Genomic DNA, 20,821 nt, shown 5'->3' with positions numbered 1-20,821 from the left:
GTATCCGGCATCGGCCGGCCACCGGTCCGGCCGCAGGATGATCCCCGGTCATCCCCGAGGCGTACCCGGGACGTGGCGGCGGTCGCTCACAGCCGCAGCGCCTCCGGCGCGTGCAGCCGGAGCATGGTCGCCCCGACGTCGGCGGGCGCCCGACGGCGGGTCGCCACGGACACCGCCACCATCACGGTGAAGGCCAGCGGCACCGTCCACGCGGCCGGCTGCGCGGTGAGCGTGGCCGGCCAGCCGGACAGCGGCGGGCCGAGCACGGTGACCAGCACCGCCCCGACCGCGGCCCCGCCGCCGACCAGGATCCCGGCGGCGGCGCCGAGGTCGGTCAGCCCGCGCCACCAGATGCCGAGCACCAGCAGCGGGCAGAAGCTGGACGCGGCGACCGCGAACGCCAGCCCGACCACCTGGGACACGTCCAGCCCGGCGAGGTTGAGCGCGAGCACCGCCGGCACGCCGCCGGCGATCACCGTGGCCAGCCGGAACCCGCGGACCGAGCCCCGGCCGAGCACGTCGGTCGAGATCACCCCGGCAACGCTGGTGAGCAGCCCGGACGAGGTGGACAGGAAGGCCGCGAACGCGCCGGCCGCGACCAGCGCGGCGAGCAGCCGCCCGGTCGGCCCGTCGCCCAGCGCGGCTCCCGGCAGCAGCACCACCACCGCGTCCGTCTGGCCGGTGACCAGCAGTTGCGGGGTGTAGATCCGGCCGAGCACCCCGTAGATGGTCGGCAGCAGATAGAACGCGCCGACCAGGGCCAGCACGACCAGCGTGGTGCGCCGGGCGGCCGCGCCGTCCGGGTTGGTGTAGAAACGCACCAGCACGTGCGGCAGCCCCATGGTGCCGAGGAAGGTGGCCAGGATCAGCGAGTAGGTCGCGAACAGGCCCCGGTCGTCGTCCCCGGCGGTGCTCGGCAGCAGCCAGTCGGCCGCGTCGGTGGCCACCCCGGAGACCTCCGGCACCGGGTCACCGGCGGCGAAGGACAGCTCGTCGCCGGGGCGTACCTCCCGGATCTGGCCGTCGGGAAGGGTGAGGGTCGCGCGGTGCTCGACCACGACGGTGGTCGCGGTCCGGAACGTCGGCCCGTCGGGCGGGGTCACCGCCGGCCGGGCGTCGGCCTGCCACTGCAACGCCAGGAAGATCGCCGGTACGGCGAGCGCGGTCAGCTTCAGCCAGTACTGGAAGGCCTGGACGAAGGTGATCGCGCGCATGCCGCCGAGCGCCACGTTCGCGGTGACCACCACGGCCACCAGCAGGGCCCCCAGGGGGTACGGCGAGCCGGTCACCGTGGCCAGCGTCAGCCCCGCCCCCTGGAGCTGCGGCACGAGGTAGAGCCAGCCGATGAAGATCACGAATGCGGTGGCGAGGATGCGTAGCCGGCGCGAGCCGAGCCGCAGCTCGCAGAAGTCCGGCAGGGTGAACGCGCCGGAGCGGCGCAGCGGCGCGGCCACGAAGAGCAGCAGCGCGAGGTAGCCGGCGGCGAAGCCCACCGGGTACCAGAGCACGTCGACGCCGTACTTGAGGATCAGCCCGGCGACGCCGAGGAAGCTCGCCGCCGAGAGGTACTCCCCGCCGATCGCCGCCGCGTTCCAGGTCGGGCTGATCGCCCGCGAGGCGACCAGGAAGTCGGAGGTGGTGCGCGCCAGCCGCAGCCCGTAGAAGCCGATGCCGACGGTGACCAGGGTGACCGCCACGATCGCCGGGACGACGAGACCGTTGCCCACGTCAGCGCTCCGGCCGCTGGACGAGGTCGGTGAAGTCCTGCTCGTTCCGTTCGGCGAGCCGCACGTACGCCCAGCCGACCGCGATCAGGAACGGGAACGAGACCACGCCGAGCAGCAGCCAGGGCAGGTTGACGCCGAGCACGGTGATCCGGCCGACGTCGGGCGCGATGGCGAACAGCCACGGCAACCCGCCGAGCCCGATCGCCACCACCAGGGAGAGCCGCAGGGCCAGCGCGAACTGGGCCCGGACCAGCCCCCGGACGAGCGCCTCGCCGACCCGGGTCTGCTGGGCCAACTCGGCGCGGGTGAGCTGCGCCCGGTCCTCCCGGCGGGACACCTCGGCCAGCACGATCCGGGTCCGGGGCGGGGTGGCCGGAGCCTGTCCCGGTACGCCCGGCCGTGGCTGCCCGGACAGCCCCGGCCGTGGCTGCTCCGGCGGCCCGGGCCGGCCTGCGGTCCGGGCCGCCCGTGCGCGATCGTCGGCGGCGGCCACCCCGGCAGTCTCGCCTGATCAGCGCGAATGTCAAGGGGCCGGTCGGCGTCGCGTCGGGTGCGCGGCCCGGTCGGTGGGGCCGTCCGCACCGGGTTGTGCATAACCTGTGGAGAACGCGTCATCCCTGTGGATAACTCCGTGGAAAGCGCTGTCACCGGAACCTTCTGCCCCGCTGGCGAGTGGGACAGGTGGAGAAGGGAGGTGACGGTGTCCGACGGTGATCTGATCTCGGAGGTATACGCCGGGTGTTTCCGCCGGCTCGTGGTCCAGCTGTACGCGGTGACCGGCGACCTGAGCGAGGCGCAGGAGGCGGTCCAGGAGGCGTTCACCCGTGCGCTCGCCGCGCCCCGGCGCTTCGCCGGGCTGGAGAACCCGGAGGCGTGGCTGCGGCGGGTGGCCGTCAACGTGGCGCGCAGCCGCCACCGGCGTCGCCGCGTGCTCGACGGGCTGCTGCGCCGGATCGGCCCGCCGCCGGTCGTCGCGGACACCGCGCCGGAACACCTGGCGCTGCTCGCCGCCCTGCGGCAGCTACCGGATGGGCAGCGGCACGCGCTCGCCCTGCACTACCTCGTCGACCTGCCGGTGGACGAGGTCGCGCACGCGCTGGGCGTCTCGGCCGGCACGGTGAAGTCCCGGCTGGCCCGGGGCCGGCAGGCCCTCGCCCTGCTGCTGACCGACTCCGACGCCACCGACACCACGAGTACCGGGAGGGTCGATGTCCGATCGTGAGTTCAGCGGGTTCAACGCCGGGACCGTCGCCGACGCCGTCCGTCAGCCGCCGCTCGACGACCTGTGGGCGGCCGCCCGGGCCCGCCGCCGGCAGCGTACCGCCGGGTTGGCGCTGGCCCTCGTCGTTGCCTTCGCCAGCATGGGGGTCCTGCCCCTGGCCGCCGGCAACCGGGGGGTCGACTGGGCCGGGCCGGACCAGCCTCCGGTGAAGCCGGACCGGGGCGGGCAGTTCTTCCTGACCGGACCGGACTCGGGCGTCGTCGCGGGAGTGTGGGTCAGCGACGGGGGATGTCCCACCGTGCGGTTCAGGCACACCGATGACGGCGGGCGGAGCTGGACCGGCGACGAGGCGACCCGCTACCGCAGCACCCGCTGCGCCGAGGACGCCGAGGGAAGGCCGCTCGCCACCCCGCAGTTCTCGGTGCTCGGACAGCGCTCCTATCTGGTTCGCGACGGGGACCTGCTGAAGCTCTCCACCGACTACGGCCGCACCTGGCGGGACGCCGCGCAGGCGATGGTGACGGTGTCCGCCTTCCCGGCGAAGGCCCGGCCGGTCTTCTGTCAGTGGGACGTGGGCTGTGGCGCGCTCCGGGAACCGGTGGCCGTGGACCCGTCGACGGGGGCGGTGTACCGGCTCGGCGGCACGCCACCGTCGCCCTATCCGCCCTTCAGCATCTACCCGAGCGTGGACGGAGCCATCTGGGTGACCTACTGGCCGGGTGACATCGGCGTCATGGTGGTCGCTCGGAGCGTGGACCGGGGCGCCACCTGGAACACCTGGCGGCCGGCCAAGGGGGCGGACGTGCGTGGGGTGGTCGGGGTCAGTGGACAGGAGGCGTACCTGTTGATCAATCCGCTGCCGCCGCCGGGTGAGTCACCGATGGCGGTGGAGGGTCCGGTCCAGCTGCTGCGGACCACCGACGGCGGGAAGAGTTGGGCGGACGTCGGCACCGACCTGCCCGACACGCCCGAGATGAAGGCGGCCACCATCGGCTCGGACGGCGCACTGCTGGTGGCCGAGTCGGACAACATCGGCGGTGAGAACGAGGTGCCCACCTTCACCTCGCGCCTGTGGGCCAGCCGAGACTCCGGACGGCACTTCACCACGGTCCGCGCGTACGAGCGGCGCGACGGCGGGGTCGGCGCCGCCCCCGGGTACGCCTGGCTCTACGGCCGCGACGACATGACGGTGGGCGGCGCGGACCACGTGCAGCTCACCACGGACGGCGTGACCTGGACCCGGTTCCCTCTCCCGGACTGACCGGGCGCGGGACGGCCGGGCAGAGGCGATCAGGCCGGGACGGCCGGGGCGTCAGCTCCCCGGCCGTCCCGGCGACCGCTCAGCCCAGCCCGACGCGCTCGGGCCGGGCGGAGGCGGAGCCGAGCCAGGTGTGCGGGTTGCCGTACCAGCACCAGCCGAGCTTCGGCGCGTTCTGGCTGATCCAGAGCGCGGGCACCCGCTTGTCGCCGCAGCGGGAGCCGACCAGCGAGAAGCACTTGTTCTTCGCCAGCGCCTCGGGGTGCAGCGCGACGAAGGCGATTCCCTCGTCGATGCTGAGCGGCAGCCGGCCCTGGCCGGTGATCACCTCCATCGCGGCGGCGGGGGGCAAATTCAGCGTCTCCTCGCCCCGGTCGACGTCGAAGAGCAGGTACGCCGGCCCGGCCGGCACCTCCAGCTCCTTGATCGGGTCGAACTTCGGTAGGTCACCCTCGGCGTAGTGCCGGTCGATGATGCCTGGCTTCCGCCTGCCGGCCAGGGTGAGCCGCGCGACGCGCTCCTCCACCGGCACCAGGTCGCGGGTGACCACCAGCAGGAACGGCACCCGTCCCTCGGTCGGGGCGGGCAGGCCGGCCGCCCCGGCGACGGCCGCCGCGCGCAGCGGGGCGACCAGGTCACGGAAGGCGTCCTCGGTCAGCTCGGCGAGCGTCGGGTAGCCCAGCTCCACCAGCCGGTCGAGCTGGCGGTCGAATTCGGTCGCGGCGTCGAACAAGGCGGCCTCCATATGTCGTACGGAGTACCGTACAGCGTACGATACAGCGGGCTTATTCCCGATCCCGTGAGCGAGATCCCGGGCCGGCTACCGGGTCAGCGGTTCCAGTCCTGCTTCGCCGCGCGCACCAGCTTGTCCTTCAGCTCGCGGGTGTGCCGGCGGCTGACCGGCAACTCGGCCGAGTCGACCACCACCACGTAGCCGGAGTTGACCAGCCGCAGCTCGGCGATCAGCTTGAGCTGCACCAGGTACGACCGGTGGATCCGGACGAACCCGGCGTCCGCCCAGCGCTCGGCCAGGGTCGCCAGCGACACCCGGACCAGGTGCGAGCCGTCGGCGGTGTGCAGCCGGGCGTAGTCGCCCTGCGCCTCCACCCAGCGCACCGCCGAGCGGGGCAGCATCCGGGTGGTGCCGGCCAGCTCGATCGGGATGGTCGGATCCTCCTCCGCCCGGGCCAGGGCCGCCGGATGCGACGGCACCACCCGGGAGCCGATCACCCGGCGCAGCGACTCGGCGAGGCGCTCGGCGCGTACCGGCTTGCGGACGTAGTCGGTGGCGCCCAGGTCGAACGCGTCCACCGCGCCGTCGTCGTACGCGGTGACGAAGACGATCGCCGGCGGCCGGGCGAAGCGGCGCAGCACCCGGGCCAGCTCCATGCCGTCCAGCCCCGGCATCCGGATGTCGAGGAAGACCACGTCCACGTCGCCGTCGCGGAGCACCCGCAGCGCCTCGGTGGCGTCCCCCGCGGTGTGCAGCCGGGCCACCCGGGGGTCGGCCCGCAGGTGGTACGCCAGCTCGTCCAGCGCCGGCGGCTCGTCGTCGACCGCCAGCACCCGGAGGAAACCGGACGGGTTCACCCCGCCGCTCACGGCGCCACCTCGGTTCGCGACTGCGGGGCTCGCAGACCCGGCTCACTCCTCGCGCTCACGGCGCCACCTCGGTTCGCGACTGCGGGGCTCGCAGACCCGGCTCACTCCTCGCGCTCACGAGCCCGCCCGTACGCCGGGGTGGAACTTCGGCACCCGCATGCTCACCTTCGTACCGGAACCGAGGCCCGTCTCGACGACGAGGCCGAAGCCGTCCCCGAAGACCGAGCGGAGCCGCTCGTCGACGTTGGAGAGGCCGACGTGCTGGCCCGGGTCGTCGCCCGGGTCCCCGGTGGCGCCGGCCAGCTCGGCGATGCCGGCGGTCAGCGCGGTCGGATCCATCCCCACTCCGTCGTCCTCCACCGTTATGTGACATTCCGTGCCCGCGTCCCGGGCCTCGATGCTCACCATGCCCGTGCCCGGCTTGCGGGACAACCCGTGCCGGACGGCGTTCTCGACCAGCGGTTGCAGGCAGAGGAACGGCAGGGTCACGGGCAGCACCTCGGGGGCGATCTGGAGGCGCACCTGGAGCCGGTCGCCGAACCGGGCCCGCTCGATGGTCAGGTAGCGGTCGATCGAGCGCAGCTCCTCGGCCAGCGTGGTGAACTCGCCGTGCGCCCGGAACGAGTACCGGGTGAACTCGGCGAACTCCAGGATCAGCTCCCGGGCCCGGTCCGGGTCGGTGCGCACGAACGAGCCGATCGCGGTCAGCGCGTTGTAGATGAAGTGCGGGCTGATCTGGGCGCGCAGGGCGCGCACCTCGGCGCGGGCCAGCCGCTCCCGCGAGGAGTCCAGCTCGGCCAGGGCGAGCTGGTTGCCGGCCCAGTGCGCCGTCTCCAGGGTGGCCTGCACCAGGCCGGGCTCCGGCTGGCCGTCGGCGACCGCGACCAGCGCGCCGACCGTACGCCCGTCGGCGCCGGTCAGCGGGGCGACCACCGCGCCGCGCACCGGGCAGTCCACCCGGTCGCAGTGCAGCTCCGAGTCGCCGAGCACGGTCGAGCGGCCCGTCGCCACGGCCCGCCGGGCCGCCGCGACCAGTTGGCCGTCGTGGTGCCCGCCCCGCCCGTCCAGGGCGAGCAGCGTGGCCCGGTCCGTCAGCGCCAGCCCGGCCGCCCCCACGAGGGCCCGCAGGTGGCGTACGGCCTTCGCCGCGTTGGCCGCCCCCAGGCCGGCGCGCAGCGGCTCGGCGGCCAGCCCGGCGGTGTGCAACACCTCGTAGGTGGCCCGCTGGGTGGCCGTGGCGATGCCCCGCCGCCCGCGCAGCCGGACCACCGCGAACAGGGCCGCGGCCAGCGCGGTGACCAGCGAGACGACGCCGAAGACGGCCGAGAGGTTGCCACCCACGCAGCGATCCTGGCCCCTGTCGGCCCGCTCGCCAAGGGGTCAGTACGCACCCTTGCGGGCGAGCACCACCCCGACCGTGCGCCACAGGATGCTCAGGTCGTACGCCAGCGACCAGTTGTCGACGTAGTAGAGGTCGAGCCGGACCGCCTCGTCCCAGGACAGGTCGGAGCGGCCGGAGACCTGCCACAGCCCGGTCATGCCCGGCCGGACCAGCAGGCGCCGGCGGACGTCGCCGAGGAAGTCGCCGTCGTCGGCGGGCAGCGGGCGCGGCCCGACCAGCGACATCTCGCCCTTGAGCACGTTGATCAGCTGGGGCAGCTCGTCCAGCGACGAGGCCCGCAGGAAGCGGCCCACCGGGAAGACCCGGGGATCCTGCTTCATCTTGAACAGCATGCCGTCGGTCTCGTTCTGGTCGACCAGGCTGGCCAGCCGGTCCTCCGCGTCCACGTACATGGTGCGGAACTTCCAGACCCGGAAGGTGCGGCCCTCGTGGCCGACCCGGGGCTGGCGGAAGAACACCGGGCCGGGGTCGGAGATGCGGATCGCGATCCCGATGGCCAGGAAGACCGGGACCAGCAGCAGCAGGCCCAGCCCGGCGGCCACTCGGTCCATCAGGTTCTTGGCGAGCAGCGCCGGCCCGGACAGGGTCGGCTCCTCGACGTGCAGCAGCGGCAGGCCCTCGATCGGCCGGATGTGCACCCGGGGGCCGGCGATGTCGGTGAGCTGCGGGGCGACGACCAGGTCGACGCCGGAGCCCTCCAGTTGCCAGGCCAGCCGGCGCAGCTCGCCCGGTTCGGCGCTTGCCGAGCCGCAGACCGCGATCGTGTCGCCGCCCACCTCGCGGACGAGGGCGAGGACGTCCCGGCCCGCGTACACCGGGACCGGGGTCTCGATGCCCTTGGCGGCCGCGTAGCCGTCGGTGACGTGGATGGCGACCGGCACCAGCCCGGCGGCCGGGTTGCGGGTGACCGCGGTGTAGACCTCCAGGCACTCCGGCAGGGTGCCGACCAGCACCATCCGGTGGCCGGCCTGGCCGACGTTGCGCCGGACCACGTGCAGCACGAAGCGGCAGAGCATCCGGTTCAGCAGGATCAGCAGCAGCGCGGCGAGCAGGGCGGTGCCGACCGTGTAACGGGACAGGTCGGTCTTGGTGGCGAAGGCGAGGAAGGACACCGTCGCCGTGACGGCCACGCCGGCCCGGATGACCCGCTTGTACTCGTCCGGCCCGAGGCCCAGGTAGCGCCGGTCGTAGGCCCGGTTGGCCCAGAGGCTGACCACCCAGCCGAGCGGCAGCAGCACGAACGCCACCGTGTGGAACCACGTCGGGTCCTGCTCGGCGTTGTAGAAGCCCGCCCGGGACTGGTCGAACGTCTCGATGGCGATCAGGCTGGCGGCCGCGGCGGCCGCGAAGTCGAGCAGCAGCAGGAGGGTGATGTAGGGGCGGTGCCAGCGCGACACCCGGCGGCGGGCCCGGGCCCACGCGGACCGGGGTACGCCGTTGGGGGACGGCGACGCCGGCGGCTGGATCTCGAAGCTGTCGACGTGCCGCACGAGTTTGCTCCGGCCTGTGTTGGTTACCGGGCGCTGGAGGCTTGTCGTCACCTCACCCATGTCCTCCCGCATGACACGTGCCGCTCACTCGCCGTGAGGGCCCGGGTCGCCCACCGTCCCAGTCTCCCACGCGGTGCCGACCCGTACGCCGACCCGAGGGACATTGCGCCGGTGTGGTGCCGCCTGGCGTCTGGCCGGCTCCGCGCCATTTCAGAAGCCGGGGACCGAGCCACTATACCGATGGATTGCGCCCCCGGTAGAGCTCCGACTCCGACCTTCGGAACGAGAGGGTCGATTCCTCTCCGTAGCCGGGGAGTGTCGTCACTCACCGTACGAGCCGCGACAACCGACGGTCAGCGAGGGGCTTACCGCCGGTCTGACAGGTGGCGCAGTACTGGAGGCTGGAGTCGGCGAACGAGACCTCGCGGACGGTGTCGCCGCAGACCGGACAGGGCTGCCCGGTCCGGGCGTGCACCTTCAGGCCCGAGCGCTTCTCGCCCTTCAGCTCGGCCGCCTTCTGCCCGACCGACCGGCGCACCGCGTCGCCGAGCACCTCCCGGGTGGCGGCGTGCAGGGCCGCGAGCTGGTCGTCGGTCAGCCGGTGGGTCAGCGCGAACGGCGACAGCTTCGCCGCGTGCAGGATCTCGTCGGAGTACGCGTTGCCGACGCCGGCCAGCACCGTCTGGTCGGTGAGCACCCCCTTGACCTGGCCCTTGCGGCTGCGCATCCGCTCGGCGAAGGTGGCCGGGTCGGCGGCGAGGGCGTCGGGGCCGAGCCGGGCCACCCCGGGCACCGTCGCCGGGTCCGTCACCAGGTAGACGGCGAGGCTCTTCTGGGTGCCGGCCTCGGTCAGGTCGAAGCCGGAGCCGTCGTCGAGGCGTACCCGCAGGGCGACCGGGCCCTTGCCGGGGCGCAGCGGGGCGGCGGACGGGAACGCCTCCCGGTAGTGCAGCCAGCCCGCCCGTGCCAGGTGCACCACCACGTGCAGGTCGCCGTCGAGCACCACGTCGAGGAACTTGCCGTGCCGGCGGGCGTCCACCACGGCCCGCCCGGCGGCGGCGGTCGGTGCCGGGTCGTACGTCTTCAGGGCGCTGATCGCGGCGACCTCCATGCGGTCGACGCGCCGCCCCACCGCGCGCTCGCGCAGGTAACCCGCGAGCGCCTCAACCTCCGGTAGTTCGGGCACCAGCCAACGGTAGCCTTCTTTCCCGTGAGAATCGTGGTGGCGCACAACCGGTACCGGGAAGCCCAGCCGTCCGGTGAGAACACGATCGTCGACGCGGAGATCGCCCAACTGACCGCGGCCGGCGTCGAGGTGCTGCCGTTCATCCGCAGCTCGGACGAGATCCCGACGATGCCGAAGTCGGCCAAGGCGCTGCTGCCGATCTCCCCCATCTGGGCGCCCCGCGCGCAGGAGGACCTGAGCCGGCTGATCACCGAGCACCGGCCGGACGTGCTGCACCTGCACAACCCGTACCCCCTGATCTCGCCCTGGGTGGTGCGGACCGCGCACCGGCACGGCGTGCCGGTGGTGCAGACGGTGCACAACTACCGGCAGGTCTGCTCCTCCGGGCTCTACTTCCGGGACGGGATGATCTGCCAGGACTGCCGGGGCCGGGCGCTGGGCGTGCCGGCGATCGTGCACCGCTGCTACCGGGGCTCGCGGGCGCAGAGCGCGCTGATGGCGACCACGCTGGCCGTGCACCGCGGCACGTGGCGCTCGGTGGACCGGTTCATCGCGCTCACCTCGGCGGTCGCCGACCACCTGCGCGACTACGGCATCCCGGCCGGGCGGATCGTGGTCAAGCCGAACGCGATCCCCGACCCGGGCCGCCCCGCCCCGCTGGGCGAGGGGTTCCTCTTCCTCGGCCGGCTCTCCCCGGAGAAGGGGCTGGACCTGCTCCTGGACGCCTGGCGGCGACACCCGGACGGGGCGCTCGGCCCGCTGCGCATCGCGGGCGACGGCGAGCTGCGCCCGCTGGTGGAGGCAGCGGCCGCGGACCGGGCGGACGTGACCTTCCTCGGGCCGCTGGACCGGGCGGGGGTGCGCGCCGCGCTGGAGGCGAGCGCGGTGGTGCTGGCCACCTCGACCTGGCACGACGTGCTGCCCACCGTGATCATCGAGGCGCTCGCCGCCGGCCGCCCGGTGCTCGGCACCGCGCTCGGCGGCATCCCCTACCTGGTCGGCGCGGACGCGCCCCGCGAGCCCGCCGGCACCGGACCGGCCGCCGTCGCCTCCGCCGTCGCCGGGGACGGGCCGGCGCCCCTGCCGGCGGGTGTGCGGCGGGGCGAGGCCGGCTGGGTGGCGCCTCCCGAGCCGGCGGCGTTGGCCGCCGCCCTGCCGGTGGCCGCCGCCGGGGCCGCGGCGCTGGCGCCGGCCGCCCGGCTGCGCTACGAGCGCACCTTCCACCCCGACGTGGTCACCAAGCAACTCCTCGACATCTACGCCGGTGTCCTGCGCACCGGCACGCCGGCCGACCGCTGAACCGGCCGGCGTGCCGGTCGACCGCTGAGCCGGCCGGCCCTCGGTCGGATCCTGACGCTGCCAGCCCTCGGTCGGCTGCTGAACCGCTGTCGCTCCGGTGGGACGCGGGGCGTGCCGATGAGCCAGTCGGCCGTCGCTCCGCGTGACTGTCAGTCAGGGAGCGGCTCGCTTCACTGAGCGTGATTGCACTTGCTCTCGTGCGGTGCCCCAAATGTCGCCTCAAGTGCCATGCAATGTCTCTTGAGCAGCGCCTTCACCATGATCCGCGTCTCGCCCCCGGTGACCACTCGCCGACGCTTTGCTCTGCACCCACCGGCGCACCGGCTACCGCACGTGTCCGGTGCGTGGATGGGTGCAGAGCAAAGCGTGCGGTGCGGGAGACCGGCGGGTGTCGCGACACGCGCATGGCGATCACGGAGGGTAACTGCCCGGTGCCCGGTGCCCGGTGCCCGGTGCCCGGTGCCCGGTGCCCGGTGCCCGGTGCCCGGTGCCCGGTGTTCGTGCTCGGTGCCGGGCGTCAGGCCGGGTGCTGGTGGCAGCCGGGCGGACCCGGAGGTGGTCGGATGTTCCTCTCAGCGCAGCGAGGCGCGGGCGGAGAAGGCGATGCTGGCGAGCAGGAAGCCGCCGTTGACGATCGTGAAGGCGACCATCACCCAGAGGGCGAGGGCGGGGGCGAACATCAGCACCAGGCCGGCGGCGAAGATCACCGCGCCGTAGTCGCGGACCAGCTTCACGAGGCGTACGGGCAGCGAGGTCGAGGTGACCATGCTGGCCGCGTTCGGGCCGGCCTGCATCACCGAGGTGACCAGGTTGACCATCCAGGTGCCGGCGAAGATCGCGACGAGCCAGCTCGGCGTGGACGGCTCCTGCGCCACCGCCGTCGCCGCCAGCGCGGCGACCAGGGCGATCTGGGCCGCCACGTCGCAGAGCACGTCGACCCGGGCGCCGGCCGCGCTGCCCTGCCCGGTCACCCGGGCGAGTTGGCCGTCGGCGCAGTCCAGGCAGTACGCCACCTGCCAGCCGACCAGGGCGAGCAGCCCGACCGCCCAGGCCGGGACCTCGCCGGCGGCGACCCGGCCGGCGAGCGCGACCACGGTGACCGAGGTGGCCAGGCCGAGCACCAGGTTGGTGATGGTCAGCGCGGTCGGGCGCAGCCCGAGGCGTTGGGCGACGAGCGCGAAGACCGCGCCCAGCCACTGGCTGACCGATTCGCTGAACAGGCCGCCGCCCCGGTTCACCCGGTGGAAGTCGGCGACGGTGGGGCGGGGCTCAGCCAAGGTGGTCGCGGATTGCACCGGCGTAGTCTGCCAGCCGCTCCCGGATCTCGGTAGGCGACATCGCCAGGTGTTCGAGGATGGTGTAGCGGTCCGGCCGGGTACGCGGCGCGAAGTCGACCGCCTCGACGAACTGCTCGTCGGTGAGCCCGAGGCCCGCCGGGCCGGTCGGCAGCCCGTGCCGGTGCAGGCAGCGGGCCAACTGCCCGAACCGCTCCAGGTCGCCCCGGAGGAACGTGCAGAACAGCGCGCCGACGCCGGCCTGCTCGCCGTGCGAGCCGGTGCCGGGGAAGAGCCGGTCGATCGCGTGCGAGATCTCGTGGTCGCCGCCGCTCGCGGGCCGGCTGGAACCGCAGATCGACATCGAGATGCCGCCCAGGATCAGCGCCTCGGCCAGCGTGGTGAGGAAGCCGTCGTCGGTGATCTTCCCGGGGTGGTTGATCAGCGCCTCGGCGCCCGTCCGGGCCAGGGTCACCGCCAGGCCGTCGATCGGCTCGCCGCGCACCTGGTGGGCGAGTTCCCAGTCGGCGCAGGCGCTCAGGTTGCTCACCGCGTCGCCGATGCCCGCCTGGGTCTGCCGGTCCGGCCCGTGCTCCACGAAGTCCAGGTCGACCATGACCGCGATCGGGATGTGCACGCCGTAGGAGCCCTTGCCGCCCTCGTGGGTCAGTGAGGCCACCGGCGAGGCGATGCCGTCGTTGGCCAGGCTCGTCGCCACGGTCACCATCGGGATGCCGTACCGGGTGGCGGCGTACTTCGCGGTGTCGATGGTCTTGCCGCCGCCGATGCCGACCACCGCGTCGTAGTTGCGGCGGCGGAGCTGGTCGCCCAGCTCGTTGGCGGAGTCGAGGCTGCCCCCGGCCACCGTGAACACGTCCGCCGAGCCCAGGGTGGGCCGGCACAGCTCGACGATCCGCTCGCCCTGCCCCGGCCCGACCACCACCGCCACGTCCCCGCCGGCGGAGATCCGCCGGTCGGCCAGGAGCGGCCCCAGGTCGGCCACCGCCCCCCGCCGCACCTCGATCGCGAGCGGGGTGTTGACCGTACGGGCTAGTAGCGGCACGCGATCTCCCGCGCGCGGGCCAGGTCGGCGTGGTTGTCGACCTCGACCCAGGAGACGTCCCCGATCGGCGCCGCCCGCACCTCGCCGCCCCGGTCGGCGAACTCCTGGTAGCCGTCCTCGTAGTAGAGGTTCGGGTCGCGCCGCCAGGTCGCCTCCAGCGCGTCGGCGAGGGCGTCGGCCACCTGCGGCTCGATCAGCGTCGCGCCGATGTACTCCCCGTACGCCTCGCCCGGGTCCATGATCTTGGTGATCCGGGTGAGCTGGCCGGCCGCGTCGAAGGTGGTCTTCATCTCCTCCTCGGCCAGCGCCTTGATCGTGTCGACGGCGAGCAGGATGCCCGGGCCGCGCTCGGCCAGCAGGGTCTTCTCCACGCTCACCGGGTGCACGGTGTCGCCGTTGACCAGCAGCACGCCCCGGGCGAAGTGCTCCCGGGCCAGCCAGAGCGAGTACGCGTTGTTCCACTCCTCGGCCTTGTCGTTGTGCACCAGGGTCAGCGTGACGCCGTACCGCTTCTCCAGGTCGGCCTGCCGCTCGCGCACCGCGTCGGCCGCGTAGCCGACCACGATCACGATCTCGGTGAGCCCCACCTCGGCCAGGTTCCGCAGCGCGATGTCCAGGATGGTGGTGTCACCGTCCACCGGCACCAGCGCCTTCGGCAGGGTGTCGGTGTACGGGCGCAGCCGGCGCCCCGCCCCGGCCGCGAGCACCATCCCGATCATTGAGGCGTCCTCCCTCGTACGACTCCCGGTCACCGCTGGAGGATAGCGCCGCGTGACTGCGCCGCTGTGGCCAACCGGGTCAGCCGGGCAGCGCCGCCAGGTCCGCCAGCATCGCCAGCCGCTCCTCGGCGGTCAGCACGGCGTACGGGCCGGCGGCCCGCCGGTCGGTCTCCAGCTCGATGGCGAGCTGCTCCGGCCCGGGCGGCAGGGCGGCGACGCTCGCCGCGGTGTGCCCGGCGGCGGTCCAGGCGGCGGCGTGCGCGTCGGCCCGGTGGTAACGCAGCGTGCCCAGCCGGTTGAGCAGCAGCACGCCGGGCGGGGTGCCGTCCGGCTCGTACGGCGGTGCCATCGCGGCGAACGCGGCCCCGTCGCCGTCCTCCTCCTCGGCGAGCACCAGCGCGTACGCGAGCACCCGGCCGAGCGCCTCCACCAGCCGCAGCACGCGGTCGTCGTGCCCGGCCCAGAGTTCCTCGGTCACCTCGGCGTGCACCTGCCAGATCTCCGCGAGGAAGGCCAGCCCGCGTTCGGTGGCGGAGAGCCCGCCGTCGGGGCTGCGGTGGATCATCCCGTACGCCACCTGCTTGTCCAGGGCCCGCCGGCAGTCGGCCGGGTCCCGGTAGCGGGTGACCGCCGCGAACCCGGCCTCGTCGACCGTCCCGCCGGGCGCCGCGAGGCGGGTGCGGAACTCCAGCAGGAAGCCGGTGGCCGCCGGCCCGCCGTACCGCTGGCTCAGCTCCGCGCCGCCACCGCCGCGGCCGGCCAGCATGCCGGCGACGAAGGCCCGGTCCACCGCCGGGGCGACCAGGCCGGCGAACCGGTGCGGCGCCAGCTCGACGGTGTCGTTCACAGACCGATCGAACGCAGGGCGGCGAAGGCTTCCTCCGCGATCCGCCGGATCAGGCCGTCGTTGACGTCACGGTGCTCGTCGAGCAGGTCGACCTCGTCGGCGGCGAGCCACCGGAACTCGGTGTGCTTGCCCGCCTCCAGCGTCGGCCGGGCGAGGTCGCCGTCGACCCGGACCAGCCAGTCGCTCTCGATCCGCTCCAGGCCGTCGTCGGCGACGTAGCGGTACTCCCCGACGTGGCCGAGCACGTGCGACACCGTCCAGCCGGTCTCCTCGGTCACCTCCCGGCGCAGCGCGTCGTCCACGTCCTCGCCCGGTTCCAGGTGGCCGCCGACGATGTCCCAGCAGTTGGGAAAGATGCGCCGGTCGGGAGACCGCCGCTGGACGAAGAGGCGGCCCTCGTCGTCGACGATCAGCGCGCCGGCGCAGCGCAGAGGCTCGGTGGACACGCCACGACAGTAGCGAGCGGTCGGGTGTCGCGGCGATGCCCGGTCTTGTCCCGGAAACATCCGGAGCGGACCATGTCCCCTACCGGATGCCACCGTCCCACAGGGGTGATGCGTGATGCAGGTACGGGAAGCGATGTCCAGCGAGGTCCTCGTGGTCGGCCCGGAGCACACGCTCCGTCAGGCGGCCCAGATGATGTCGGCCCGCGGCGTCGGGTCGGCGGTCGTGATCGATCCCGACTCCGAGGGGGTCGGCATCATGACCGAACGCGACGTGCTCAAGGCCATCGGCGCCGGCCTGGACTGCGACGTCGAGCGGACGGGCGCCCACCTCACCTGGGACGTGGTCTACGCCGGGCCGGAGTGGACGGTGGAGGAGGCCGCCGCCGCGATGGCCCGGGGCGGCTTCCGGCACCTGGTGGTGCTCGACGGGCGCGAGGTGGCCGGGGTGATCTCCGTACGCGACATCATGCGGGTCTGGGCGGCCAGCCGGATGGTCGACGCGAGCTGAGCGGCCGGGCCGGCGCGGGTGTGGCCGGCTGATCGACGGGTAAGGATTCCCTGCGGGCGCGGACGGGCCGCGGCCCCGCGGGGAGGTCCTCATGCGCGGCGCGGATCGGCTGGTCGAGCAGCAGTACGCGATGCTCCTGCGGCGGGACGTGGCCCGGCTGCCGGACCTCTACGCGGCGGACGCTTTCTACTCGATGCCGGGCGTCACGGTGCGCCCGATCGAGCTGCCCGCACTGCTGCGCACCTGGACCGGGGCCTTCCCGGACCTGTCCGTCGACCGGCTCGGGTCGGTGCAGACCGCCGGGGGCGCGGCCGTCGAGCAGCGGCTCACGGGCACCCACACCGGGGTGCTGCACACCCCGTTCGGCACCGTCGCGCCGACGGGCCGGGTGGTGAGCTGGGACGTGGTCGACGTCGTCCGGGTGCGGCGCGGGAAGGTCTCGGCCTGGCGGTCGTACTTCGACTGGGGCCAGCTCATCGCGGCGCTCGGGCTGCACGTGGACGGGCTTTCCCGCGAGGCGCAGCACGACCCGCTCGGCCTTCCGGTCTGATCTGCCGCCGACCGGTTGACGCGGGTCACCCGTCCCGGTGGCTCAGGATGCGGACATCGCCGTGCCGTCGGCGCGCACCCCACCGCCTTCCGTACGCTGAACAGCCATGACCGCCGAGCAGCTGATCTCCTTCGCCCGTGGCGCTCCCTCGCTGGACATCGTCGATGTCGAGGGGCTCAAGGCCGCCGCCGTCCGCGCGTTCGACGCCGACCCCGCCGGGGTGACGGCGTACGGCACCTCCGTCGGCTACCTCCCGCTACGAAAGTGGATCGCCGAGAAGCACGGGGTCTCGGCCGACCAGGTGCTCATCACCAACGGGTCGTTGCAGGCCGACGCGTTCCTCTTCGACCACCTGGTCCGCCCCGGCGACGCGGTGGTGGTGGAGCGCCCGACGTACGACCGGACCCTGCTCAACCTCCAGCGGATGGGCGGCGAGCTGCACGGCATCTCCATCCAGCCGGACGGCCTCGACACCGCCGAGTTGCGCAAGTTGCTGGAGTCCGGGGTGCGCCCCCGGCTCGCGCACGTCATCCCGAACTACCAGAACCCGGCCGGCGTGACGCTGAGCCTGGAGAAGCGCCGCGAGCTGCTCGACCTCGCCGCCGAGTACGAGTTCACGATCTTCGAGGACGACCCGTACGCCGACATCCGGTTCCGGGGCGAGGCGCTGCCGTCGATGCTCTCGCTCGACACCCGCAACGTCGTGGTGCACGCCTCCAGCTTCACCAAGACGGTCTGCCCGGGGGTGCGGGTCGGCTACCTGGTCGGCCCGGCGGACCTGATCGCCGACATCGCGAAGAAGGCGACCAGCCTCTACATCTCGCCCGGCATGGTCTCCGAGGCGATCGTGCACCAGTTCTGCGTCTCCGGCGACATCGAGCGCTCGATCGAGACGGTGTGCGCCGCGCTCGGCGAGCGGTCCCGGGTGCTGGCCGAGTCGCTGCGCCGGCACATCCCCGAGGCCCGGTTCGTGGAGCCGGACGGCGGCTACTTCCTCTGGGTCGAGCTGCCCGAGGACGTCGAGGTCGACAGGCTCGCCCCGGCCGCCGCCGAGCGCGGGGTCGCCGTGGTCAAGGGCAGCGACTTCGTGATCGACGGCGGGCGGCACGCCCTGCGGCTGGCGTACTCGGCGGTGACCGCCGACCTGATCGACGAGGGCGTCCGGCGGCTGGCGGAGGCCATGGCGGCCGTACGGGGCTGATTTCTGTCGGATTTCTGACAGTGCGGCGATACCGGCCGTCCCGGGACTCCCGCCGGGGCGGCCGGTGGCCCACAATGCTGCGAGCGTCACTCACCACGTAGCGCAACTCACCGTCCGGCGCCGGCCCACGTCGCGCCCGACGACGAGCCCGACCCGGCCCCCGCCGGGCGGCACGCGGAGCGACGCGAGCAGCACAACCCCCGCCCCCAAGGGTGCCGGGTGGGCCGTGTCGTCCCCTCACCCCCCTGATGCGGCCCGGCCCGCCCGGCGCCACCACGGTCGATCGTCACCGCCCGTGACCGTCGACGGCGGCGTACCCTGCTAGCCGCGGCAGCGCGTGGGGAGGGGGCGTGATGACGGACAGGGGGCAGCGGGGGCGGACGGCCTCGCCGAACGGCGGGCGGGTGCTCAGGCCCCGGGACTGGGCCGTGCGGGCGATGACCCGCCGGCTCAACCCCGACGGCCTCCAGGCCCCCTCGGCGCCGGCCGGCCCGCAGCGCAGCGCGGTGGTCGACTGCGCCCTCTACGTCGACGGCCGGCGGCAGCCGGGCGACTGGCGGTTCGCCGACGCGCTCGCCGCGGCCCGCCGCGAGGAGAACGGCTTCGTCTGGCTCGGCCTGCACGAACCGGAGCTGGCCGAGATGACCGCCATCGCCGCCACCTACGGCCTGCACGAGCTGGCCGTCGAGGACGCGGTCAAGGCGCAGCAGCGCCCCAAGCTGGAGCAGTTCGGCGATGTCAGCTTCCTGGTGCTGCGGACCGCGCGCTACTGCGAGCACGCCGAGCTGACCGAGAACTCCGAGGTCGTCGAGACCGGCCAGGTGATGCTCTTCATCGGGCCGAACTTCCTGATCAGCGTCCGGCACGGGGACGCCTGCCGGCTGGCCCCCGTCCGGGCCGACCTGGAGACGAAGCAGGACCTGCTGCTCCACGGGCCCTGGTCGGTGGCGTACGCGGTGACCGACCGGGTGGTGGACATCTACCTGGAGGTCGCCGACCGGCTGGAGGACGACCTCGACACGCTGGAGGCCGAGGTGTTCGACCGCCAGTCGAGCGGCCGGATCCAGCGGATCTACCAGATGAAGCGGGAACTGGTGGAGTTCAAGCGGGCGGTGACGCCCCTGCAACGCCCGCTGATGACGCTCACCGCGCAGCTGAACCGGGACGTGCCCGACGAGATCCGCCGCTACTTCCGCGACGTGCAGGACCACCTCAGCCGCACCGTCGAGCAGGTCAACTCCTACGACGACCTGCTCAACTCCATCCTCCAGGCCCGGCTGGCCCAGGTCACGGTCGACCAGAACAACGACATGCGCAAGATCGCCGCATGGGCGGCCATCGCCGCCGTCTGGACCGCCATCGCCGGCATCTACGGCATGAACTTCGACGTCATGCCGGAGCTGCGGATGACGTACGGCTATCCGGTCGTGCTGGCCCTCATGCTCGCGATCTCGCTGGCCCTCTACCGCTGGTTCCGCCGCAACGGCTGGCTCTGACCGGGGGCGGGGACGCGGAAGCGCCGGCGGCGCGGGGTGACCCGCTCTGCCGGCGCTTTCCGGGAACTTCGGGGCGTCAGCGACGCCCGTTGGTCTTGGCGCCCTTGCCCAGCGCCTCGGTCAGGTCGTCCGCCGGGCGGCCCGACACGTCCTTGGCGCCCTCGGCCACCGACGGGACCTTGTCCGTCGCGTGGACCGTCGGCTGCGTGCCGGGGGCGGTGGTGGAGGCGCTGGCGCCGCCGGCCGCCGCCGAACTGCCGGCACCGGTCGGCCCGCCGGTCACGCCCGAGCCGCTCGACAGCGTCGAGGCGTCGGTGACCGGGGTCCGGATCTCCATGGTCTCGACCTCGTCGCGCATCGGTTCCAGCGTGCGGGTCGGGTCGTACTCGGCCCACTCCTGCTGCTCGCGGCGGCGACGCATCGCCATCGCGGCGACGCCGGCCACCGCGCCGGCCGCGAGGAGACCGGTCAACATGGACCCGCCGCGCCGCGCGTTCTTCTTCCGGGAAGCCTTCATGTTCTTCGCCTTGACCTTCCTGGTGACCGCGGCCTGCTTGGCTGCGGCGGCCTTCCTGCCGGTGACCGCCTTGCCCGCCGCCTCGGCCTGGGCCTTGCGGACGGCCAGGGCCAGCGGCGCGAGCGCGGCGACCGTGGACGCGAGACCGCTGGACGCGCGGTCGCGCACGATGACGGCGGTCGGCGCGACGGCGCTCCGGGCCGCCTGGACCCGCGGGCCGACGGTGGCGCCGGCGCCCTTCGCGGCGTACGTCGCGGCCTGCCTCAGGTGACCGAGGCCCTGGTTCAGCTCCGCCTTGGCCAGCTGCCCCTGAGTCTTACGCCGCCCGATTCCAAACACGGTCCCACCTCCTGGGAGTTGTTCCTTCGTCATCCTCCACCTTCGGATGCCTCCGCACTGCCAGATCGGGCACATGGGAGGATCCGCATGGAACTGACCAACGAGTGAGGAGTACCCGTGGCCGAGGCTGTCTACGCCACCTTGCACACCAACGCTGGCCCGATCCGGCTGGAGCTCTTCCCCAACCACGCGCCGAAGACCGTCAAGAACTTCGTCGACCTGGCCGAGGGCAACCGCGAATACACCGACCCGCGCACGGGTCAGCCGGGCAGTGGGCCGTACTACGACGGCACCATCTCGCACCGGGTGATCAGCGGCTTCATGATCCAGATGGGCGACCCGACGGGCACCGGCCGCGGTGGCCCGGGGTACAAGTTCGCCGACGAGTTCCACCCGGAGCTGCGCTTCGACCGGCCGTACCTGCTGGCCATGGCGAACGCCGGGCCGGGCACGAACGGCTCGCAGTTCTTCATCACCGTCTCGCCGACGCCGCACCTGAACAACCGGCACACCATCTTCGGTCAGGTGGCCGACGAGCAGTCCGCGAAGGTCGTCGACTCGATCGCCAACACCCCGACCGGCCCGAACGACCGGCCGCTGCAGGACGTGGTCATCGAGCGGGTCGAGATCGAGCGCTCCGCTGCCTGAGTCGTCCGCGAGGTACCTTTGCCCACA

Annotated in this window: 21 protein-coding genes; 8 read left to right on the top strand and 13 right to left on the bottom strand. The window is 73.4% G+C overall.

Features of this window, described 5'->3' with window-relative positions:
* Positions 1-86: 86 nt before the first annotated feature.
* Together AB0L34_RS02685 and AB0L34_RS02680 are read right to left on the bottom strand one after the other, a co-directional pair.
* The gene (locus tag AB0L34_RS02685) at positions 87-1,727 is read right to left on the bottom strand and encodes a cation acetate symporter (RefSeq protein WP_363701283.1); all 1,641 of its coding nucleotides are present in this window, start codon (positions 1,725-1,727) and stop codon (positions 87-89) included.
* Position 1,728: 1 nt separating this feature from the next.
* The gene (locus AB0L34_RS02680) at positions 1,729-2,142 is read right to left on the bottom strand and encodes a hypothetical protein (RefSeq protein WP_363701362.1); all 414 of its coding nucleotides are present in this window, start codon (positions 2,140-2,142) and stop codon (positions 1,729-1,731) included.
* A 285-nt stretch (positions 2,143-2,427) separates the two neighbouring features.
* On the opposite strand from AB0L34_RS02680, the gene AB0L34_RS02675 reads away from it, so the two are divergent.
* Together AB0L34_RS02675 and AB0L34_RS02670 are read left to right on the top strand one after the other, a co-directional pair.
* Positions 2,428-2,949 (top strand): sigma-70 family RNA polymerase sigma factor, encoded by a 522-nt coding sequence (locus AB0L34_RS02675; protein WP_363701282.1) that lies wholly within the window; start codon positions 2,428-2,430, stop codon positions 2,947-2,949.
* Positions 2,936-4,210, top strand: coding sequence for a sialidase family protein (locus tag AB0L34_RS02670; protein ID WP_363701281.1), 1,275 nt, complete (start codon positions 2,936-2,938; stop codon positions 4,208-4,210). Before AB0L34_RS02675 ends, AB0L34_RS02670 begins: the two co-directional genes overlap by 14 nt.
* 79 nt (positions 4,211-4,289) lie before the next feature.
* Here the strand turns inward: AB0L34_RS02670 and AB0L34_RS02665 are convergent, their stop codons facing one another.
* The 5 genes from AB0L34_RS02665 to AB0L34_RS02645 form a co-directional block, all read right to left on the bottom strand.
* Complete coding sequence (locus AB0L34_RS02665; RefSeq protein WP_363701280.1) at positions 4,290-4,940, bottom strand: DUF5701 family protein; 651 nt, start codon at positions 4,938-4,940, stop codon at positions 4,290-4,292.
* 95 nt (positions 4,941-5,035) lie between these two features.
* Positions 5,036-5,797 carry a LytTR family DNA-binding domain-containing protein gene (locus AB0L34_RS02660; protein ID WP_350682550.1) on the bottom strand — a complete coding sequence of 254 codons (762 nt, stop codon included), beginning with the start codon at positions 5,795-5,797 and terminating at the stop codon, positions 5,036-5,038.
* A gap of 126 nt (positions 5,798-5,923) precedes the next feature.
* Positions 5,924-7,150: a histidine kinase gene (locus AB0L34_RS02655; protein WP_363701279.1), complete on the bottom strand. Its 1,227-nt coding sequence runs from the start codon at positions 7,148-7,150 to the stop codon at positions 5,924-5,926.
* A gap of 39 nt (positions 7,151-7,189) precedes the next feature.
* Positions 7,190-8,761 carry a sugar transferase gene (locus tag AB0L34_RS02650; RefSeq protein WP_363701360.1) on the bottom strand — a complete coding sequence of 524 codons (1,572 nt, stop codon included), beginning with the start codon at positions 8,759-8,761 and terminating at the stop codon, positions 7,190-7,192.
* 265 nt (positions 8,762-9,026) lie between these two features.
* The gene (locus AB0L34_RS02645; protein ID WP_357450513.1) at positions 9,027-9,887 is read right to left on the bottom strand and encodes a DNA-formamidopyrimidine glycosylase family protein; all 861 of its coding nucleotides are present in this window, start codon (positions 9,885-9,887) and stop codon (positions 9,027-9,029) included.
* Between the two features lie 24 nt (positions 9,888-9,911).
* On the opposite strand from AB0L34_RS02645, the gene AB0L34_RS02640 reads away from it, so the two are divergent.
* Positions 9,912-11,186 (top strand): glycosyltransferase, encoded by a 1,275-nt coding sequence (locus AB0L34_RS02640; protein WP_363701278.1) that lies wholly within the window; start codon positions 9,912-9,914, stop codon positions 11,184-11,186.
* Between the two features lie 572 nt (positions 11,187-11,758).
* Here AB0L34_RS02640 and AB0L34_RS02635 read toward each other — a convergent pair.
* From AB0L34_RS02635 to AB0L34_RS02615, 5 genes are all read right to left on the bottom strand, one after another.
* The gene (locus AB0L34_RS02635; protein ID WP_363701277.1) at positions 11,759-12,481 is read right to left on the bottom strand and encodes a CDP-alcohol phosphatidyltransferase family protein; all 723 of its coding nucleotides are present in this window, start codon (positions 12,479-12,481) and stop codon (positions 11,759-11,761) included.
* Entirely contained in the window at positions 12,456-13,523 is a 1,068-nt protein-coding gene (locus AB0L34_RS02630; protein WP_357450522.1) for an iron-containing alcohol dehydrogenase family protein, read from the bottom strand. Before AB0L34_RS02630 ends, AB0L34_RS02635 begins: the two co-directional genes overlap by 26 nt.
* Entirely contained in the window at positions 13,511-14,242 is a 732-nt protein-coding gene (locus tag AB0L34_RS02625; protein WP_357450650.1) for a phosphocholine cytidylyltransferase family protein, read from the bottom strand. The genes AB0L34_RS02630 and AB0L34_RS02625 overlap by 13 nt, the downstream gene beginning before the upstream one ends.
* A 79-nt stretch (positions 14,243-14,321) precedes the next feature.
* Complete coding sequence (locus tag AB0L34_RS02620) at positions 14,322-15,089, bottom strand: hypothetical protein (RefSeq protein ID WP_363701276.1); 768 nt, start codon at positions 15,087-15,089, stop codon at positions 14,322-14,324.
* A complete protein-coding gene (locus AB0L34_RS02615; RefSeq protein WP_350682518.1) occupies positions 15,086-15,535 on the bottom strand; it encodes an NUDIX domain-containing protein in 450 nt (149 codons plus the stop codon). Before AB0L34_RS02615 ends, AB0L34_RS02620 begins: the two co-directional genes overlap by 4 nt.
* Positions 15,536-15,650: 115 nt before the next feature.
* Between AB0L34_RS02615 and AB0L34_RS02610 the strand changes: the two genes are divergently transcribed.
* From AB0L34_RS02610 to corA, 4 genes are all read left to right on the top strand, one after another.
* A complete protein-coding gene (locus AB0L34_RS02610; RefSeq protein ID WP_363701274.1) occupies positions 15,651-16,043 on the top strand; it encodes a CBS domain-containing protein in 393 nt (130 codons plus the stop codon).
* A 91-nt stretch (positions 16,044-16,134) separates the two neighbouring features.
* Positions 16,135-16,593 carry an ester cyclase gene (locus AB0L34_RS02605; protein ID WP_363701272.1) on the top strand — a complete coding sequence of 153 codons (459 nt, stop codon included), beginning with the start codon at positions 16,135-16,137 and terminating at the stop codon, positions 16,591-16,593.
* A 106-nt stretch (positions 16,594-16,699) separates the two neighbouring features.
* Positions 16,700-17,794, top strand: a complete 1,095-nt coding sequence (locus AB0L34_RS02600; protein WP_363701270.1) for a PLP-dependent aminotransferase family protein — start codon at positions 16,700-16,702, stop codon at positions 17,792-17,794.
* Between the two features lie 353 nt (positions 17,795-18,147).
* Entirely contained in the window at positions 18,148-19,290 is a 1,143-nt protein-coding gene (gene corA, locus AB0L34_RS02595; protein ID WP_363701268.1) for a magnesium/cobalt transporter CorA, read from the top strand.
* A 76-nt stretch (positions 19,291-19,366) separates the two neighbouring features.
* Here the strand turns inward: corA and AB0L34_RS02590 are convergent, their stop codons facing one another.
* Entirely contained in the window at positions 19,367-20,179 is an 813-nt protein-coding gene (locus AB0L34_RS02590) for a hypothetical protein (protein ID WP_363701266.1), read from the bottom strand.
* Between the two features lie 84 nt (positions 20,180-20,263).
* Between AB0L34_RS02590 and AB0L34_RS02585 the strand changes: the two genes are divergently transcribed.
* Positions 20,264-20,794 (top strand): peptidylprolyl isomerase, encoded by a 531-nt coding sequence (locus tag AB0L34_RS02585; protein ID WP_350682508.1) that lies wholly within the window; start codon positions 20,264-20,266, stop codon positions 20,792-20,794.
* The last annotated feature ends 27 nt before the right edge of the window (positions 20,795-20,821 follow it).

Source organism: Micromonospora sp. NPDC052213 (assembly GCF_040679695.1).
Classification (GTDB): domain Bacteria; phylum Actinomycetota; class Actinomycetes; order Mycobacteriales; family Micromonosporaceae; genus Micromonospora.
This window is presented reverse-complemented; position numbering and strand designations above follow the sequence as displayed.